Source organism: Tenacibaculum retecalamus (assembly GCF_027941755.1).
Lineage (GTDB): Bacteria > Bacteroidota > Bacteroidia > Flavobacteriales > Flavobacteriaceae > Polaribacter > Polaribacter haliotis_B.
The window spans coordinates 1,721,650-1,741,844 of sequence record NZ_CP115916.1 but is presented as its reverse complement, the minus strand read 5'-3'; the positions used below and the strand labels follow the sequence as shown (position 1 = coordinate 1,741,844).

The window sequence follows — 20,195 nt, the reverse complement described above, 5'->3', positions numbered from 1 at the left end:
ATAATCTAGAATTAAATTTTTACGGAATCAGGAACCAAACCAGTGTAATCACCATTATTTCTAATAACATCGCGTACAATTGACGATGAGATGTAGCTTTTACCAGAAGAAGTTAGTAAAAAAACGGTTTCTATTTCTGATAGTTTTCTGTTAGTATGTGCAATGGCTTTTTCAAACTCAAAATCAGCAGGATTTCGTAAACCTCTTAAAATAAATTCGGCATTTTGTTCTTTACAAAAAATCACTGTTAATCCGCTGTAAGTTACTACTTTAATTTTTGGTTGATGCTTAAAAGTTTCTTCAATAAAACGTTTGCGTTCATCTAAAGAAAACATGTATTTTTTATCGGCATTTATACCAATTGCAATTACTAATTCGTCAAATAAAGTAACGCTACGTTCAATAATATCTACATGTCCCAAAGTAATTGGGTCAAAAGAACCAGGAAATACTGCTTTTTTCATAAAAATAGGTGTTTAAAAGGTGTTTTTTGGTTATGATTAGCCAAAAAAACAACCATTTATATCTTTTTTAATTATTTGAATAATTTCATCTAAATGTGTCGATTTAGGAAAAGGTTTATACAATTCCCATTTTTCATTAGCTCGCATCCAATATAAATTCCATTCTAATTTAGATTTATAAAATCGGATTTTAGCAAACTCGATATGATTTTTTTCTTTAGGATCTAACCAATTGGGGCTAATTTCGTAAAGAATAGCGATGTTTTTTTCAAAAGAATATCCAAAATCTAATTGTTCTCTAATTTCAAGATCTTCAGGTCGAATAGATTCTACAAAATTTTTAATTGTAGCCTCATTAATATTTATAGTCGTGTTTTTCATTTTATTTTAAAGCTGTTTCAATAGCATTGCCAAATAATTCCGATAAAGAAATACCTGCGCAATTTGCTTGTTGTGGTAAAATACTTGCTTCTGTTAATCCTGGAACGGTATTTATTTCTAGGAAATGTGGTTCGTCATTTATAAAAATATATTCCGCGCGTGAGAATCCACTCATATTTAAAACTTCATATACGCGTTTTGCTACTTTAATAACGTTTTTTTCTTGTAATTTAGAGATGCGTGCAGGAGTTATTTCTTTTGATTTTCCTTCGTATTTGGCTTCGTAATCAAAGAAGTCATTTTCTGAAACAATTTCTGTAATTGGTAAAACAGTTGTTGTTCCTTTGTATTGTATTACACCAACAGAAACCTCTGTACCATCTAAAAAACTTTCAATTAATATTTCTGAATCTTCTTTATAGGCAACCTCTAAAGCAGGTATTAGTTCTTGTTCGGTATGTACTTTCGAAATTCCGAAGCTAGAACCCGCATTGTTAGGTTTTACGAAACAGGGTAAACCAACTTTAGCAATAATTTCAGCAGTATTTATTTGATCACCTTGATTTAAATAGACTGAAGTAGCAGCGGGAATTCCGTATTGTTTTACCACACTTAATGTATCACGCTTATTAAAGGTTAATGCCATTTGATAAAATGGGGCAGAAGTATGTTTTAATCCGATTAAGTCGAAATAAGCCAAAATAGTTCCGTTTTCACCTGGAGCACCATGAATTGCATTAAAAACACCATCGAAAATAATTTTTTCTCCATTTACCTCCGCAGAGAAATCATGCTTGTTAATAGGATATTCCGCATTGTTTTCACTTACTAAAACCCATTTATCTTTTAAAATATGAATTTTATAAGCAGTATATTTTTGGGGGTCAAGATGCTTGTAAACAATAGCACCACTTTTTAAGGAAATTTCTACTTCAGATGAGTAGCCTCCCATAATAATAGCTATATTTTTTTTCACTTTAATACTTTAAGATTTGTAATATTTTGTAAAATAGTTTGCCAATAATTATACAAACTTACCAAAAAAACTCGTTTATGAGTTCAGGAGTTAAAAATAGTAATATTTTTGCTGTAAATTTGCGCCACCTTACAAAAAAATAATATGAGTAATTTTTCTAAAAACCTGAAAGGGTTATTTCAATTTATAAAGAGTAAAACGTTTCTAGTACAAATTGGAATTGCGATTGTATCGTTATTTTTATTTGTGTTTATAATGCAATGGTGGTTAGGAACCACAACGAATCACGGTCAGAAAATACAAGTACCTAATTTGCATAAAATGTCATTGGCAGAAGTTGAAAAGAAGTTAAACGAACTTAATTTAGATTTTATTATAATAGATAGTGCTACTTATAATCCTAATTACCCGAAGAAATCGGTGATAGAACAAAATCCGGAAGTAGGTGATTTTGTAAAAGAAAAACGTAAGTTATATTTAACTTTAAATCCGTCTAAATATAGAGATATTGAAATTTCAGATTTAAACGGACGTACAAAAAGACAAGCGACTACACACTTAAGATCTCAAGGATTTATTGTAGGAAAAGAGATTACTTGGGTAAAAGATATTGGTGAAAATGTTGTTAGAGGTTTAAAATATAAAGGAAAACTAATTGAACCCGGAACAAAATTGCCAAAGAAAACGACTATTAACCTTGTTTTAGGAGACGGTAACTAATTTATATAATTGATTCATGCAGGAAGATACAAATTTAGCAATAGAAAACGACGATTTATACGAGCATCATAGGTTTGTTGCAACAGAAGGACAAGAGCCTTTAAGGGTAGATAAGTTTTTAATGAACTTTATTGAGGGTTCAACAAGAAATAAAATTCAGCAAGCAGCTAAGGCAGGAAATGTTTTAGTAAATGAAGTGGCTGTAAAACCAAATCATAAAGTAAAACCAAAAGATGTAGTTCGTGTAGTTTTAGCGTATCCACCAGCTGAAAATTTATTAGTAGCTGAAGATTTACCTATCGATATCGTTTATGAAGACGATGATGTAATCGTGGTAAATAAAGCTCCAGGAATGGTAGTGCATCCTGGACATGGAAATTATTCAGGAACTTTGGTGAATGGATTAATTCATCACATCGAAAACTTACCTAAAAACTCAAACGAGCGTCCTGGTTTAGTACACCGTATAGATAAAGATACAAGTGGATTGTTGGTGGTTGCTAAAACAGAATTTGCAATGGCACATTTGTCGAAGCAATTTTTTGATAGAACTACCGAGCGTTTATATTACGCATTAGTTTGGGGAGATGTAAAAGAAGATACCGGAACCATTGAAGGTAATATAGGACGTAGTTTTAATAACCGTTTACAGATGGCTGTTTTTCCTGATGGAGATCATGGTAAGCATGCGGTAACTCACTACAAAGTTTTAGAACGTCTTACGTATGTTACTTTAGTACAATGTAAGTTAGAAACTGGAAGAACGCATCAAATTAGAGCACACTTTAAATATATTGGACACACACTTTTTAACGACGAACGTTATGGAGGTGATGGTGTTTTAAAAGGAACAACGTTTACAAAGTATAAGCAATTTGTACAAAACTGTTTTAAAACCTTGCCAAGACAAGCATTACACGCAAAAACATTAGGTTTTACGCATCCAACAACAGGAGAGTTTATGCAGTTTAATACTGAAATTCCTGCTGATATTGAGGCGTGTTTAACAAAATGGCGCACCTATTCAGAAAATTCTAAATTCGAAGAAGAATAGAGCTCTTATTAGAAAATGAAACAAAAAAAACAGCTTTATAAAGCTGTTTTTTTTGTTTTCTGTTTAAGAAAATTATTTTTTTAGATAAGGAGTAATTTTATCAATTAAATCTTCAGGTGATTTTACATAGGCAAAAAAGTTAGCAATTTCTTTTTCATTGCGTATTAAAATAAAACGAGGAACCATCTTTGTGTTAAATCGTTTTTTGGCTTTATTAAAATAGGCAAGCGCTTCTTTTTTACTTTTATCTAAATCGTTGTAAACTTTTACCATTACAAATTTTTTAGAAAAATCTTGAAATTTTTTAGTGTCATAGGCATATTTCTGAACAGTTCTGCAAGGCACACATTTCTTCTCTCCTAAGTATATAAAAACATCTTTATTGTTTTCTTTACCGTAAGCAATGGCGCTGTCAATATCTGTGCGCCAATTAATACCTTGAGAAAAAGTTTGAAGACAGGTAAAAAAAGTAATAATAAATATAATTTTTTTCATTTTCATAAAATTTATTTTTCTATAAAAATAGGTAAATTATTGTAATCGCATGTTTACTAAACTCATAATACGTTCAAATTGTTCTTTTAATCCCATGTCAGAATTATCAAACTCTACTGCATCTTCACAAAGAATTAGCGGTGAATCTTCTCGTGTAGAATCTATTCTGTCACGTTCTTGAACGTTGTGTAATATTTCTTCATAATTTACATTGTCTCCACGATCTAGTAGTTCTTTGTAACGACGAGTAGCACGTTTATCAGCAGAAGCGGTCATAAATAATTTTAATTCAGCATCAGGAAAAACAACAGTACCTATATCACGTCCATCCATTACAATACCTTTATTTTTACCCATTTCTTGTTGTTCGCTCACCAATTTTTTGCGGATTTCAGAAATCGTAGCAACTTTACTTACCAATCTAGAAACTTCAATAGTTCTAATTTCTTTTTCAACATTGGTATTATTTAAATAAACTTCCCCAAAACCTACGTTTTCATTAAAAACAAAAGAAAGAGAAATTTTATGTAAGTCAGCAATTAAATCATCAGCATTAAAATGCGTATCGGAAATATAATTTTGTTGCATTGCATATAGGGTAACAGCTCTGTACATGGCGCCAGTATCAACATAAATATATTCGAGTTGCTTTGCTAATTGTTTAGCGATAGTACTTTTTCCTGTTGATGAAAATCCGTCAATAGCAATAATAATTTTCTGTTTCATACTTTAAAAAATTAGAAGAACAAATATACGTCAGAATCTCCTGTTTTTTATTAGAAGGACTATGTAATAATTTTGTTTTTTTAGCGAATTAGAATTGTTTGTTAAGATCTTAATGTGTTTGTAGTTAGGTTTTTATAAGGTTTTGTTAATGTTGTCTTGTGTTAGTGAGATAGATTTTATATATTAGATTTTATTTGTTACATAAAAAGTATACATTTGATGTTTATTAAAAGACCCTTTAATCAATGAAGAAAAATACTAAAAGCATACTAAGACTTTTAGGGATATTTCTCTTTTGTGTTAGTACTAATGTGATGTCTCAGACGTTATTGAAACCTGAAATTCAGTTTTCATCAGCGTGTGATGATGGTAGTACTACAGACTTTATTGTTCGATTTAAGTTTTCTACAACAACATTTCCTTCTGATAATCAATTCACTATTGAGTTGTCTGCTGGAGACGGAACATGGGGAAACCCTACAAATGTTGGTACTATTACGACAGAAAACACCTCTTTTACTTTTGATAGATCTTTTCAATTACCAGATGATACTTTTGGTACGAATTATAAAATACGATTAGTAGCTTCTTCACCAGCTATGACGAGTCCCGATTCTGATGCTTTTCAAGCATATAAGATTGTTAACGGAACTTTTATCTTAAATAATTTTGAGAATGTAGTATTATGTGAAGGGGAGTCTGAAGAATTAACATTAAATACCACTCAAGAAGGGCAATACAGATGGTATAAGGATGGAACTATAATTGCAACGACTACGGAGCCAATGCTTGAAGTTTCAGAAGAAGGGGAATATCAAGTGAAAATTGATTATGGTACTTGTGGGTTTAAAGAATCAACGTTAATAAATGTTGTTGTTTTCAATGAAGCAGATGGACAAATAAAAGGATCATTAACAGTTCAAATATGTGGAGATGAAGCGCATACTTTTGAAGCGAATGTAAATGATACCTCTTTTACTTATGATTGGTACTTTAATAATAACTTGGTACAATCTTCAAACTTAGCAACCTATACAACACCAACAGCAGGTCAGTTAGGAACGTACCATTTAGAGGTAGATACAGGTAGCTGTGTAACAACTTCAGATAATGTAGAGTTGAAACAAATAACAACTGCAGATTTTAATGTAAATACAGTAGGTAGTTTAAAAACAATTTTGTTACCAGGAGAAACAAGAGAACTGTGTATAACACATGATGCTTCTTCAGCTACAATGCAATGGTATAAAGATACAGCACCTTTAGCTGCAAGAACACAATTATGTACAAATGCAACGGAGGCAGGAGAGTACTTTATAAGAGTAACTAAAAGCACTTCAGGATCGTGTAATATAGTAGTTGATTCAGATAAATATGAATTAATAGGTGTAGGAGCTTTTGATGTAGAAATAAGGACAGAAACTGATTATAGAGATTGTAGTAATGCTGTAACAAAATTAAGTATTGTTGGTGTGGAAGTAACAGGAGAAGATGGTGAGAAATATAATTTATCAACCGACCAAATAGCGATGTTAAATTATCAATGGAATAAAGGAGGTGTTCCTATTGCGGGAGCCACTCAAGATGAATTATCTGTAAACTCATATTTAGAAAGCGATCTATATACATTATCAATTAATGTTGGTAGTAAAAACGGATTATCAAATGAATTAGATGTTAAATTAGTAGAAGTACCAGAAGTTTCGTCAACAACCATATCAAATTCACTATGTGCAGGAGGCTCAATTACTTATACGATCGATAATGTAACTGCAGGATATACATATAAATGGATTAAAGATGGGGCAGATGACGTAACAGCTGCAGACCCTAGTGTGCTTGAAGTTACCGAAATTGGGGAGTATGTATTAGAATATTCAGGTTTTGGTTGTACGAATGAGTTGGCAGCAATTGATGTTGTTTTGTTTGACGATTCAGCAGTAACAATAACTCCTTCAGAAAAAGTAGTAATGGAAGATGGAGGCGTAGCAACTGTAATCGCTGCAGGTGGTGATTCGTATGAATGGTATGAAGGTGAAGATGTTTTGGGAGCATTATTATCTACAACAGAAGAGTTAACTGTAAATACTTTAGGTTTTTATACGGTACTTGTAAAAGTGGGAGCTTGTGAATTGGTAAGAACAATTGAAGTTGTGGAGCCAGACGATCAGGTAATCGTACCTAATATTGTGTCTCCTAATCAAGATGGAATTAATGATACCTGGAAGTTGTCAAATGCATATGCATTTCAACCATCAGTAACCATTGAGTTGTACAATTCAAACGGAAAAGAAATTTTAAAAGTAACCGATTATAAAAATGATTGGCCAGCAGATAATTTAGGCAATCAGAAAGTATTTTATTACAAAATCATAAAAGACGATGCTTTAATTAAAGCAGGAACAATATCTATATTAGATTAAATATGATAAAAAAAGTTACATTATATATAGCGATATTAATAAGTGTGTTTTCATTACAAGCACAAACATTTGATAGCGCACAGCAGTACAACAGTTTTACTTCACGAAATTTCATGAAGTTTAATCGTTTTTTAACAGTACCAACATTTTCGGCATTAAAAGAAAATAAAACTTCAATCACTGCTACTGTACGTAATAGTAATGTTGATTTTGAGGACAATCCGAGATTGTATTTAGGAACTTATTCAGGTAAAATGCGTGAAAATGTTGGTGCAGGTTTTGCTATTTATCAACAAGAAGTAGGTGTTTTTAAAGATTTTGGTGCTTTACTAAATTATGCACAACGATTACAGTTAAATGAAACAATGGATTTAACCTTCGGATTCAATTTTTTATATAGCCGAAGAAGTGCGAATGCATTAAAGGTAAACTCTACGGTTCCAGATCCGCAGGTAGCAAACTTTCAAGACATACCAATGGTAATGTTACAACCAGCGGTAACTTTATCGTTTGGCAAGTTTGATGTAGGTGTCTTTTTTGAAAACTTATTAGATTTTAATTTAAAGAGTAGCGAAATGGCTACTTCTTTTGGCGAAAAAACATTTTCGGTACACGGAATGTATTCTCATGAATTTACCTATGCTTCGGGACTTTTAGAAGGAGCCGATTTAAGAACCCTAGTGATGGCTCGAAAGCCAGGTGAAAACGATTTTAGTGTAGGCGCTAATGTTATTTTGGATTTACCAAAAGCAGGTTGGATAAAAGCTGGTTACGATAAAACGTACGGAATTTCAGCAGGTTTAGGAGTAAATATTTCTGAAAACCTTGCCGTTGGATTTAGTTATGAGAAAAGTACTTTCGCTGCAACCAATGAAATAGGATTAATCTATAATTTTGGTAAAAAATCATACATAAGAGATAGACCAACACGCAGAACAGGAAATGTACAAGTAACATTGCCTGAAAGAGCGCCTAAAAATGATTATAAAAATGAAGAACATAATGATTTATCAGATGAGATTCAAATGGCGCAAGACTCAATAGATATTTTAAATAAAAAGGTTGATGAAGTATTGCGTTTGTTAAAAAATCAACCAGCACCAAAAGTAGTACCTGTAAATACGACTGTAGAGAAAACAGCAGCAGAAAAAGATACAACATTAAAAAGAAGTTCTAACACACCTTGGCGTGAGAGTTCAATTACCTATGCAGGTGGTGGTGGTACCATGTATTATATTGTAGCAGACCGATTTAGAGATAAAGAAAATACAGAGCCTTTAATCGCAAAGTTTAAACGATTAGATATGGAAGCAAAATACATTTATGAACCTAAAAAGAAATGGTATTATGTATATATTGATAGATTTGCAAAAGAAGTAGATGCTGAAGATAAAGTAGAAGAACTAACAGATAAAACACGTTTATTTGAAAACGACGATAAAAACGATGCTTCGTCTATAAAAATAAAAAAAGGAGGTAAAGATCCTGTATATGTTGTTAAATTAACAATTGGTACAAGTGGCGATAGTTATAAAGAACCTAAAACACAGCCACCAGCAAGAGTAAGAACAATGTCTGCTAATATGCAAGGTGTAGCACCTGGTTATTATTTACAAGTATATGTAAACTCTAAAAAAGCATTAGCTGATAGAAATGTTGATGAATTAAGAAATGATGATATTGAAGCAGGATATTTTATAAATCCAACGACGGGCTATATGCATGTGTATATAGCAAAAACTGATAGTAGAGAAGAAGCTATTAAGTTGTATAATACTAATTTAAACGGCGCGTTTTACGATCGTAAAACGATAGTACGTATAAAATAATTAAATTGTAAGCCCCCAAACAATTAATTCCCCAAAAATGATGATTAAAAAATTACTAATAATCTCAATTTTTTTACTGCAAATAACCAATTTGTTTGCACAGAAAAAACATGTTGAAGGATATTTAACTGCAGCAGAAAGAAGAGCCGATGTTCCTTTTCAAGAACGTTATAATACAAGAGTAAGAGGAAATATGACTTTTGTAGCTAATAATATTTTAAATAAGGAAACTTGTTATCGTTGGGATTGGTGGGGAAACTGTACTCGAACTTCTCCAAATATAGGATACAATGGTTATGGAGGTAACCATTCTTTTTATTTACAATATATTGATACAGATAATTTTATAGATGAAAATGGTGATGGAATTGACGATACATTTTCATCTTCAAAATCATCATTAGACTTGCCAGATTGTTCTAGAGTTGTATATGCAGGTTTATATTGGGCAGGAATTTACCCATATGACAATTGGAGTGAAGAATCGGCAGGAGTAAATACACGTGATGCTGATTTTAATACCATGAAGTTTAAAGTGCCAGGAGGTAATTATGTCGATTTAACAGCCGATAAATTTGATGTAACAAAAAGAGAATTAATATTTGATGATGGAATAGCAACAGAAAAACCATACGTATGTTACAAAGATGTTACAGCAATGGTACAAAGCTTAACAAATGTAGCTGGTGATCCTGATGCAGATGGAGATTATTATGGAGCAAATATTAAAGCAACCCTTGGTCAGGATAATACAGGTTCGCAATTAGGATCGTCAGCAGGTTGGGTAATGGTAATTATTTATGAAAATGAAACTCAAAAAAATAAAAAGTTTTATTTGTTTGATGGGTTTTCAACGATTAAAGCTTCAACAAACCCTTATACAGATGTACCGGTAAGTGGTTTTCAAACAGTACCTTCTGGTCCCGTAAGAGCAAATTTATTGGTTGCCGCTTTAGAAGGAGATAGGTCAATTACAGGAGATGCTTTCCAAATTGAAAGAAGAAACTCAGGAAATTTTGAAACCTTAACTACTGGGGGTTTAAATGGAATAAATAATTTTTTTAACGGTTCTATAACTGATAACAATACATATTTGCCAGGAAGAGACCCTAACAGTCAAAATACATTAGGTTTTGATGTTGATATGTTTACGTTAAATAACGGAACAAAATCAATTTTAAATAACGGTCAAACAAATACTACGTTACGATTTACAACCTCAGGAGATTCTTATTGGCCTTTTTATTAGGTATGTCGGTTGAAGTAATTGAACCTAAGGTACAGTTAATTAAAACAATACAAAATGCTGCAGGAGATGATATTTCTGGGCAAACAGTAGGTTTAGGAAGCGAGTTGTTTTATAATGTACGTTTTCAAAATGTAGGTACAGATAATGCAAAGAACACAAGAATTATAGATATTCTTCCAAAAAATGTTGATTTTTTACCAAACGATTTAATATTACCACTAGAATTAGAACATACCAGAGCTCAGATATTAAGTGATTATGAGCCTCCAACAGCAGCTAATCTTTTTAGAGGTAAACTAATATTCAACATCCCAGATGCTCTTGTAGAAGAAAATGATGGATATTTTGATATCAAGATAAAAGTGCAAGTAGTTAGTGATTGTAGTCAGTTAAGAGATGTATGTTCTAATCTTATTTCAAATCAGGCTTTTGCGAATTATGAGAGTGATAGAGGAGGCGCATTGCCAATTAATAACGAAGAAAGTTTTGCAGGTTTAAACGATTGTAATTTCGGTATTGTTGGTACTTCTAACTTTTTAGTAGACACAAGTGGTTGTGTTTATGAAAGAACAGAAGTAATTTGTGGTAACACGACTGATTTAATAGCAGGAGCAGGCTTTTCTGCTTATGAATGGAGAGACAGTTCTAATACTATAATTGGTACTTCAAGAACTGTAACAGTAACCAGTACAGGAACCTATACTGTAAGAACAACAGCACCAGTAGGTTGTATAGATACTGTAGAAACGGTACATGTTGTAGGGTATAATTCAGAACCAAACCCATTGGTTCCTTTTGCTGATCAAATGTTAGTATGTGCTAATAATAGTTTAGATTTAGCTGAAATGTATTTATGTGGTGTTGGAAGTACAAGAGCTATTAATTTACCTTTCGATCCAGCTTCAGCAACTACGGTTGAATGGTATAAATTAGATGAAGCATCGTGTAATGATGAAACTGGAGCAGGATGTCCGAATGTAGATACAGGATGTGATTGGGGGGCTCCATTATCAACAAATTTCTCTTTAAATGTAGCCGATGCAGGTGAATATCGTTTAGATGTAGAGTATGATGGGCAATGTCCTAAAAGTTACTACTTTAATGTATTTAAAGCAACCTTAAATCCTGATATTGTAGAACTTGATATTTTTTGTGGATCAAATGGTTCAATAACAGTAAATAATATACCATCAAACTATCAATATAGTTTATCTGGGCCTGGTGGATACAACGCTCCTTTTCAAAATAATAATGTTTTTAATAATTTAACAACAGCAGGGGATTACGATTTAACAATTAGGTTAAATAATTCTACCGCTGCTTCATGTGTGTATTCATTTCCATCAATTAATATTCAAGAAAGTGATATCGATTTTGTAGTAACTACTAGCGATATGGAATGCTCAGATAGTACAGCAAGTATTAATGCACAAGTGAATAATGTAATAGGAGATTATACCTACACGTTAACACATAGTACAGTAGGTGTAGTTGCAACAGAAGGGCCAACAGCCAATAGTAGTCATTTATTTGATGGTTTAATAGATGGTGGTTCGTATACCGTAACGGTAACTACGGCTCAGTGTACGGCTTCAGAAACAGTTGTTATTAATAAACCAGATCCAATAAATTTAGCAGCATTAAAATTAAAAGACATTAGCTGTGAAAACGGTAGTTCTGACGGAATTATTCGATTAACAGCAACAGGAGGTACTGTTGATACAGTTTCAGGAAATAACTATAATATGGCTGTATGGACAAGTCAAGGAACCGATTTATATACACAACCTTCAGATGTTCCTTTTTCAGCACTTTTAACACCATCTACAAATCCATATACTTACAATATTCCTGTTGGTAATGAAGGGGAATATCGTTTCATCGTTTTTGACGATAATGGTTGTTATTCAATTTCAGCACCAATTACTGTGATAAGAGAAGCTCCATTAACATTTACACACACAGATGTTAACGTTAGTTGTAATGGTCAAAATGATGGAACAACAAATGTTCAAGTAGTTGATGATTTAGGTTATGCTATACAGTACAGTATTGATAATACCAATTGGTTTGCTACAGGATATTTCGACAGTTTAACTCCAGGTACTCATACAGTGTACATCCGTGCAACTAAAACATCTTATCAATGTAATTATGAGGTTATAGATATTGAAATTACGGAACTGGGTGTATTAGGAGGGAATTTAGATGTATCACAAGTATATACTTGTGCGCAACAAGGCGAGATTACGGTAGAAAATGTAGTTGGCGGAACGGCACCATATACTTATACATTAAGTGATGGAACAATAACAAGTGCTCCTCATACTACAAACACGGTAAGTTTCGATCATACTTTTACAGGATTAGAAGACGGAACTTATACAGTAACCATAAGCGATGCAAAAAGTTGTACAATAACAACAGCAGCAGTTACTATAGCACCGTTACCAACAACACCAACCCTAACAAGTGCAGTAACGTATAGTTGTGATGGAAGAGGTGTAATAACAGTAGGCCCATTAGATGCTACTTATGTTTATACATTAAATAGTACACCTACAGCAATAGTACAAACAGGTAACAATATTTTTACCGATGTACCAGTAGGAACATATACAGTAACAGTAAATTACGGAAGTGATTGTAGTTTAGATACAACGAACATTAGTGTTTTAGATAATCAAGAATTTACAGCACAAGTTACAGATATTACCAACCCAACATGTATTGGAAATACTAATGGAGCAATAGAAATAACAGCCTTTTTTCCATCGGTAGTACCAACAAGTTTTGAGTATTCTACAGATGGAGGAACAAGTTGGAGTCCAGCGGCAACGAATCCGTTTTCAGTACCAAATTTAGCAGACGGAACACATGCTATTTTAGTGCGACCAGATAATACCTCACCAGCAGCGTGTAATGTATCATTAAGTCAAGACTTATCAGATCCATCACCAATAGCAGTGGTGGCAACAGTAACCAAAGGCATAGATTGTAATGCCGATGCTAATTTAGATGGAGCAACAATTACGATAACGCCAACTACATCAGGCGGAAACGGTGGACCATATACGTATGAATTATTTGCTGATAACGCAGGCGTACCAGGAGCTTCGGTTCAAACAGGTGCACCATTTACCGATATTGATACCGTAGGAAATTATTGGGTAATAGCAAGCGATGCAAGCAGTTGTACATCAGCCCCTGTTTTAGTAAATGTGCCAGATAAAGTAGTTGTAGCCTTTGATTTAGATGAAACTACTTGTTATAGTGGAGCAGCAGATGCAACAATTACCGTAACTAATCTTACAGGGAATGGAGTTCCATATACGTATAGTTTAAATGACGGAACTACAACGACTACACAAAACACAAACATGTTTACCAATTTAACTGATGGTAGTTATACAGTAACTGTAACAGATGGTTTTGGATGTTCAGAGACAGATACCGTTACTATAAATCCACAATTAACAGCGGGAGTTGTAACGACCAATGAAACTTGTAATGACGGAACAATAACAATTACCCCAAGTGGAGGAACAGGAGTTTATCAGTATGCTGTTTTAGCAGGAGGATCAGCCGCACCAGTTTTAACAGCTTTTAGTACAACAGCACCAACAGCTATTACAGCAGGAACGTGGGATGTGTATGTAAGAGATCAAAATGCTGGAGCAAATAGTTGTGTATTTACCACTACGGTAACAGTAACTCGTATTACAGATCCAACAATAGATGTAACGCCAACCCAACCAGATTGTAGTGGAGGTCAAGGTTCAGCATTGGTTGTAATAAGTGATGGAACTGCAGATTATACTACAACGATAACATTACAAGGAGCACCAGGAACAGTACAAACTTCAGGATCAGGAGCAGGAACCAATATTACGTTTAATAATTTAGTAGAAGGAACGTATGATATTGTTACTACCGATGCTAATAATTGTAGTATAATATTTCCTTCAACGATAACCATCACTGCGCCAAATACTCTTGCTGGAGAAACAAGATTATCACAAGTATATACTTGTGCGCAACAAGGCGAGATTACGGTAGAAAATGTAGTTGGCGGAACGGCACCATATACTTATACATTAAGTGATGGAACAATAACAAGTGCTCCTCATACTACAAACACGGTAAGTTTCGATCATACTTTTACAGGATTAGAAGACGGAACTTATACAGTAACCATAAGCGATGCAAAAAGTTGTACAATAACAACAGCAGCAGTTACTATAGCACCGTTACCAACAACACCAACCCTAACAAGTGCAGTAACGTATAGTTGTGATGGAAGAGGTGTAATAACAGTAGGCCCATTAGATGCTACTTATGTTTATACATTAAATAGTACACCTACAGCAATAGTACAAACAGGTAACAATATTTTTACCGATGTACCAGTAGGAACATATACAGTAACAGTAAATTACGGAAGTGATTGTAGTTTAGATACAACGAACATTAGTGTTTTAGATAATCAAGAATTTACAGCACAAGTTACAGATATTACCAACCCAACATGTATTGGAAATACTAATGGAGCAATAGAAATAACAGCCTTTTTTCCATCGGTAGTACCAACAAGTTTTGAGTACTCAACAGATGGAGGAACAAGTTGGAGTCCAGCGGCAACGAATCCGTTTTCAGTACCAAATTTAGCAGACGGAACACATACTATTTTAGTGCGACCAGATAATACCTCACCAGCAGCGTGTAATGTATCGTTAAGTCAAGACTTATCAGATCCATCACCAATAGCAGTGGTGGCAACAGTAACCAAAGACATAGATTGTAATGCCGATGCTAATTTAGATGGAGCAACAATTACGATAACGCCAACTACATCAGGCGGAAACGGTGGACCATATACGTATGAATTATTTGCTGATAACGCAGGCGTACCAGGAGCTTCGGTTCAAACAGGTGCACCATTTACCGATATTGATACCGTAGGAAATTATTGGGTAATAGCAAGCGATGCAAGCAGTTGTACATCAGCCCCTGTTTTAGTAAATGTACCAGATAAAGTAGTTGTAGCCTTTGATTTAGATGAAACTACTTGTTATAGTGGAGCAGCAGATGCAACAATTACCGTAACTAATCTTACAGGGAATGGAGTTCCATATACGTATAGTTTAAATGACGGAACTACAACGACTACACAAAACACAAACATGTTTACCAATTTAACTGATGGTAGTTATACAGTAACTGTAACAGATGGTTTTGGATGTTCAGAGACAGATACCGTTACTATAAATCCACAATTAACAGCGGGAGTTGTAACGACCAATGAAACTTGTAATGACGGAACAATAACAATTACCCCAAGTGGAGGAACAGGAGTTTATCAGTATGCTGTTTTAGCAGGAGGATCAGCCGCACCAGTTTTAACAGCTTTTAGTACAACAGCACCAACAGCTATTACAGCAGGAACGTGGGATGTGTATGTAAGAGATCAAAATGCTGGAGCAAATAGTTGTGTATTTACCACTACGGTAACAGTAACTCGTATTACAGATCCAACAATAGATGTAACGCCAACCCAACCAGATTGTAGTGGAGGTCAAGGTTCAGCATTGGTTGTAATAAGTGATGGAACTGCAGATTATACTACAACGATAACATTACAAGGAGCACCAGGAACAGTACAAACTTCAGGTCCAGGAGCAGGAACAAATATTACATTTACTAATTTAGCAGCAGGAACGTATGATGTTGTTACTAGTGATGGTAATACTTGTGCTACGGCAGCAAGTACTATAACAATAACAGCACCAGGTGTATTAGGAGGGAATTTAGATGTATCACAAGTATATACTTGTGCGCAACAAGGCGAGATTACGGTAGAAAATGTAGTTGGCGGAACGGCACCATATACTTATACATTAAGTGATGGAACAATAACAAGTGCTCCTCATACTACAAACACGGTAAGTTTCGATCATACTTTTACAGGATTAGAAGACGGAACTTATACAGTAACCATAAGCGATGCAAAAAGTTGTACAATAACAACAGCAGCAGTTACTATAGCACCGTTACCAACAACACCAACCCTAACAAGTGCAGTAACGTATAGTTGTGATGGAAGAGGTGTAATAACAGTAGGCCCATTAGATGCTACTTATGTTTATACATTAAATAGTACACCTACAGCAATAGTACAAACAGGTAACAATATTTTTACCGATGTACCAGTAGGAACATATACAGTAACAGTAAATTACGGAAGTGATTGTAGTTTAGATACAACGAACATTAGTGTTTTAGATAATCAAGAATTTACAGCACAAGTTACAGATATTACCAACCCAACATGTATTGGAAATACTAATGGAGCAATAGAAATAACAGCCTTTTTTCCATCGGTAGTACCAACAAGTTTTGAGTATTCTACAGATGGAGGAACAAGTTGGAGTCCAGCGGCAACGAATCCGTTTTCAGTACCAAATTTAGCAGACGGAACACATACTATTTTAGTGCGACCAGATAATACCTCACCAGCAGCGTGTAATGTATCGTTAAGTCAAGACTTATCAGATCCATCACCAATAGCAGTGGTGGCAACAGTAACCAAAGACATAGATTGTAATGCCGATGCTAATTTAGATGGAGCAACAATTACGATAACGCCAACTACATCAGGCGGAAACGGTGAATCATATACGTATGAATTATTTGCTGATAACGCAGGCGTACCAGGAGCTTCGGTTCAAACAGGTGCACCATTTACCGATATTGATACCGTAGGAAATTATTGGGTAATAGCAAGCGATGCAAGCAGTTGTACATCAGCCCCTGTTTTAGTAAATGTACCAGATAAAGTAGTTGTAGCCTTTGATTTAGATGAAACTACTTGTTATAGTGGAGCAGCAGATGCAACAATTACCGTAACTAATCTTACAGGGAATGGAGTTCCATATACGTATAGTTTAAATGACGGAACTACAACGACTACACAAAACACAAACATGTTTACCAATTTAACTGATGGTAGTTATACAGTAACTGTAACAGATGGTTTTGGATGTTCAGAGACAGATACCGTTACTATAAATCCACAATTAACAGCGGGAGTTGTAACGACCAATGAAACTTGTAATGACGGAACAATAACAATTACCCCAAGTGGAGGAACAGGAGTTTATCAGTATGCTGTTTTAGCAGGAGGATCAGCCGCACCAGTTTTAACAGCTTTTAGTACAACAGCACCAACAGCTATTACAGCAGGAACGTGGGATGTGTATGTAAGAGATCAAAATGCTGGAGCAAATAGTTGTGTATTTACCACTACGGTAACAGTAACTCGTATTACAGATCCAACAATAGATGTAACGCCAACCCAACCAGATTGTAGTGGAGGTCAAGGTTCAGCATTGGTTGTAATAAGTGATGGAACTGCAGATTATACTACAACGATAACATTACAAGGAGCACCAGGAACAGTACAAACTTCAGGTCCAGGAGCAGGAACAAATATTACATTTACTAATTTAGCAGCAGGAACGTATGATGTTGTTACTAGTGATGGTAATACTTGTGCTACGGCAGCAAGTACTATAACAATAACAGCACCAGGTGTATTAGGAGGGAATTTAGATGTATCACAAGTATATACTTGTGCGCAACAAGGCGAGATTACGGTAGAAAATGTAGTTGGCGGAACGGCACCATATACTTATACATTAAGTGATGGAACAATAACAAGTGCTCCTCATACTACAAACACGGTAAGTTTCGATCATACTTTTACAGGATTAGAAGACGGAACTTATACAGTAACCATAAGCGATGCAAAAAGTTGTACAATAACAACAGCAGCAGTTACTATAGCACCGTTACCAACAACACCAACCCTAACAAGTGCAGTAACGTATAGTTGTGATGGAAGAGGTGTAATAACAGTAGGCCCATTAGATGCTACTTATGTTTATACATTAAATAGTACACCTACAGCAATAGTACAAACAGGTAACAATATTTTTACCGATGTACCAGTAGGAACATATACAGTAACAGTAAATTACGGAAGTGATTGTAGTTTAGATACAACGAACATTAGTGTTTTAGATAATCAAGAATTTACAGCACAAGTTACAGATATTACCAACCCAACATGTATTGGAAATACTAATGGAGCAATAGAAATAACAGCCTTTTTTCCATCGGTAGTACCAACAAGTTTTGAGTATTCTACAGATGGAGGAACAAGTTGGAGTCCAGCGGCAACGAATCCGTTTTCAGTACCAAATTTAGCAGACGGAACACATACTATTTTAGTGCGACCAGATAATACCTCACCAGCAGCGTGTAATGTATCGTTAAGTCAAGACTTATCAGATCCATCACCAATAGCAGTGGTGGCAACAGTAACCAAAGATATAGATTGTAATGCCGATGCTAATTTAGATGGAGCAACAATTACGATAACGCCAACTACATCAGGCGGAAACGGTGAATCATATACGTATGAATTATTTGCTGATAACGCAGGCGTACCAGGAGCTTCGGTTCAAACAGGTGCACCATTTACCGATATTGATACCGTAGGAAATTATTGGGTAATAGCAAGCGATGCAAGCAGTTGTACATCAGCCCCTGTTTTAGTAAATGTACCAGATAAAGAAACATTTACATTTACAGTAACACCACAATGTTATACTTCAGGAAACGGAGTGGTAGATGTTAGCATAACATCATCAGGAGCTGGTAGTGTTACTTATGAGTATAGTTTAGACGGTACAAATTGGGTAGCAAACACACCAGCTACAGCAACTTCTTTTAGTATTTCATCAGCAGCTTTATCAACAAGTATAGCACATACAGTGTATATTAGAAATTCTTATCATTGTGTTGTTAGTAATGCTGTAACTATAAATCCCGTAATAACAGCAAATGCAACACCAACAAATGCAAGTTGTACACCAGCAGGAGCGCCAACTGGCGAAATATTAGTGACACCAACTGGTGGTTCTGGTACAGGTTATGTTTTTTCTGTTGTAACAAGCGGGGCGGCAGCACCAGCACCAGGAACATTTGCTGCAACAAACCCAATTACAGGCCTAACAGCAAATACCTACGATGTATATGTAAGAGATGATGCAGGTTGTGAATACATTGTTCAAGATGTAGTAATTGCTCAAATAATACCAATAGCTATTACAGCTACCGCAAATGAACCAACATGTAATGGTGATACCGGTAGTGTTGATGGTGTAGTTACAGCAAATACAGGACAAGCACCTTATACAATTACCCTTGCAAATAGTGGAGGTATTATAGGTGCTGAAACATTAACAAATTACACTGCAAACACTTTTAGTTTTAATAATTTACCAGCTGAAACATATACGGTTGAAATTACAGATGCTTTAGGATGTATAAGTACAGTAACACCATTAACTTTAGCTAATCCACCAGCTATTGTAATGGATATTTCAGGTGTTTTACCTCCAGGTTGTGCTATAAACCCTTCACTAACAGGTTTTGATTTTATTAACATTGATCCTACAAATTATTTACCAAACATTTTAGAGTACAGTATTGATAATGGTACAACTTGGACTGTTTTTACAACAGGTCAAGTAAGAAACTTAAATTCAGGAGATATTGTACAACCTACTTTAAGAACTGTTGATGGCAGTGGTACGCCACTTTGTTTAGTTGCTTATGGTGATTATGAAGTTTTATACAATGTAACAGGTTTAATTGTAGATCCAGTTGCAAATCCAGGAAACTGTTCCGTAGGTTTCTCAGTAACAGTTGAAGCTCTTAACAGTGCAGGACCTTTTCAATTTGCTATAGGCTCACCTTCAGGTTGGGTAGAGATCAGATGCTCTTAATAACGGAACTTCTGGAGACCCAAA

11 protein-coding genes are annotated in these 20,195 nt (G+C 34.6%); 6 read left to right on the top strand and 5 right to left on the bottom strand.

Features of this window, described 5'->3' with window-relative positions; genetic code table 11:
• Positions 1-11: 11 nt before the first annotated feature.
• The 3 genes from coaD to PG912_RS08200 are packed head-to-tail and all read right to left on the bottom strand — an operon-like array spanning position 12 to position 1,821.
• Positions 12-464 carry a pantetheine-phosphate adenylyltransferase gene (gene coaD / locus PG912_RS08210; protein WP_275687150.1) on the bottom strand — a complete coding sequence of 151 codons (453 nt, stop codon included), beginning with the start codon at positions 462-464 and terminating at the stop codon, positions 12-14.
• 36 nt (positions 465-500) lie between these two features.
• Positions 501-845, bottom strand: coding sequence for a DUF3024 domain-containing protein (locus PG912_RS08205; protein WP_275687149.1), 345 nt, complete (start codon positions 843-845; stop codon positions 501-503).
• Between the two features lies 1 nt (position 846).
• Positions 847-1,821, bottom strand: a complete 975-nt coding sequence (locus PG912_RS08200) for a D-alanine--D-alanine ligase (RefSeq protein ID WP_275687148.1) — start codon at positions 1,819-1,821, stop codon at positions 847-849.
• A 144-nt stretch (positions 1,822-1,965) separates the two neighbouring features.
• On the opposite strand from PG912_RS08200, the gene PG912_RS08195 reads away from it, so the two are divergent.
• Positions 1,966-2,541, top strand: a complete 576-nt coding sequence (locus PG912_RS08195) for a PASTA domain-containing protein (protein WP_275687147.1) — start codon at positions 1,966-1,968, stop codon at positions 2,539-2,541.
• Between the two features lie 16 nt (positions 2,542-2,557).
• On the top strand, positions 2,558-3,595 hold the full coding sequence (locus PG912_RS08190) for an RluA family pseudouridine synthase (RefSeq protein ID WP_275687146.1): 1,038 nt from the start codon (positions 2,558-2,560) through the stop codon (positions 3,593-3,595).
• A gap of 72 nt (positions 3,596-3,667) precedes the next feature.
• Here the strand turns inward: PG912_RS08190 and PG912_RS08185 are convergent, their stop codons facing one another.
• Both PG912_RS08185 and cmk read right to left on the bottom strand, forming a co-directional pair.
• Positions 3,668-4,090, bottom strand: coding sequence for a thioredoxin family protein (locus PG912_RS08185; RefSeq protein WP_275687145.1), 423 nt, complete (start codon positions 4,088-4,090; stop codon positions 3,668-3,670).
• A 36-nt stretch (positions 4,091-4,126) separates the two neighbouring features.
• Positions 4,127-4,816 carry a (d)CMP kinase gene (gene cmk / locus PG912_RS08180; RefSeq protein ID WP_275687144.1) on the bottom strand — a complete coding sequence of 230 codons (690 nt, stop codon included), beginning with the start codon at positions 4,814-4,816 and terminating at the stop codon, positions 4,127-4,129.
• A gap of 314 nt (positions 4,817-5,130) precedes the next feature.
• Between cmk and PG912_RS08175 the strand changes: the two genes are divergently transcribed.
• The 4 genes from PG912_RS08175 (at position 5,131) to PG912_RS08160 (ending at position 20,171) form a co-directional block, all read left to right on the top strand.
• Positions 5,131-7,239 (top strand): T9SS type B sorting domain-containing protein, encoded by a 2,109-nt coding sequence (locus PG912_RS08175; RefSeq protein ID WP_275687143.1) that lies wholly within the window; start codon positions 5,131-5,133, stop codon positions 7,237-7,239.
• A gap of 2 nt (positions 7,240-7,241) precedes the next feature.
• Positions 7,242-9,068, top strand: a complete 1,827-nt coding sequence (locus PG912_RS08170) for a PorP/SprF family type IX secretion system membrane protein (RefSeq protein WP_275687142.1) — start codon at positions 7,242-7,244, stop codon at positions 9,066-9,068.
• Positions 9,069-9,159: 91 nt separating this feature from the next.
• Positions 9,160-10,317, top strand: coding sequence for a hypothetical protein (locus PG912_RS08165; RefSeq protein WP_275687141.1), 1,158 nt, complete (start codon positions 9,160-9,162; stop codon positions 10,315-10,317).
• Complete coding sequence (locus PG912_RS08160; protein ID WP_275687140.1) at positions 10,302-20,171, top strand: hypothetical protein; 9,870 nt, start codon at positions 10,302-10,304, stop codon at positions 20,169-20,171. Before PG912_RS08165 ends, PG912_RS08160 begins: the two co-directional genes overlap by 16 nt.
• Positions 20,172-20,195 lie beyond the last annotated feature (24 nt).

Excerpts from the sequence above, each read along its gene's own strand:
- PG912_RS08175 (WP_275687143.1), top strand. The coding sequence starts at position 5,131 with ATGTCTCAGACGTTATTGAAACCTGAAATTCAGTTTTCATCAGCGTGT.
- coaD (WP_275687150.1), bottom strand. The coding sequence starts at position 464 with ATGAAAAAAGCAGTATTTCCTGGTTCTTTTGACCCAATTACTTTGGGA.
- cmk (WP_275687144.1), bottom strand. The coding sequence starts at position 4,816 with ATGAAACAGAAAATTATTATTGCTATTGACGGATTTTCATCAACAGGA.
- PG912_RS08190 (WP_275687146.1), top strand. The coding sequence starts at position 2,558 with ATGCAGGAAGATACAAATTTAGCAATAGAAAACGACGATTTATACGAG.
- PG912_RS08195 (WP_275687147.1), top strand. The coding sequence starts at position 1,966 with ATGAGTAATTTTTCTAAAAACCTGAAAGGGTTATTTCAATTTATAAAG.
- PG912_RS08205 (WP_275687149.1), bottom strand. The coding sequence starts at position 845 with ATGAAAAACACGACTATAAATATTAATGAGGCTACAATTAAAAATTTT.
- PG912_RS08170 (WP_275687142.1), top strand. The coding sequence starts at position 7,242 with ATGATAAAAAAAGTTACATTATATATAGCGATATTAATAAGTGTGTTT.
- PG912_RS08185 (WP_275687145.1), bottom strand. The coding sequence starts at position 4,090 with ATGAAAAAAATTATATTTATTATTACTTTTTTTACCTGTCTTCAAACT.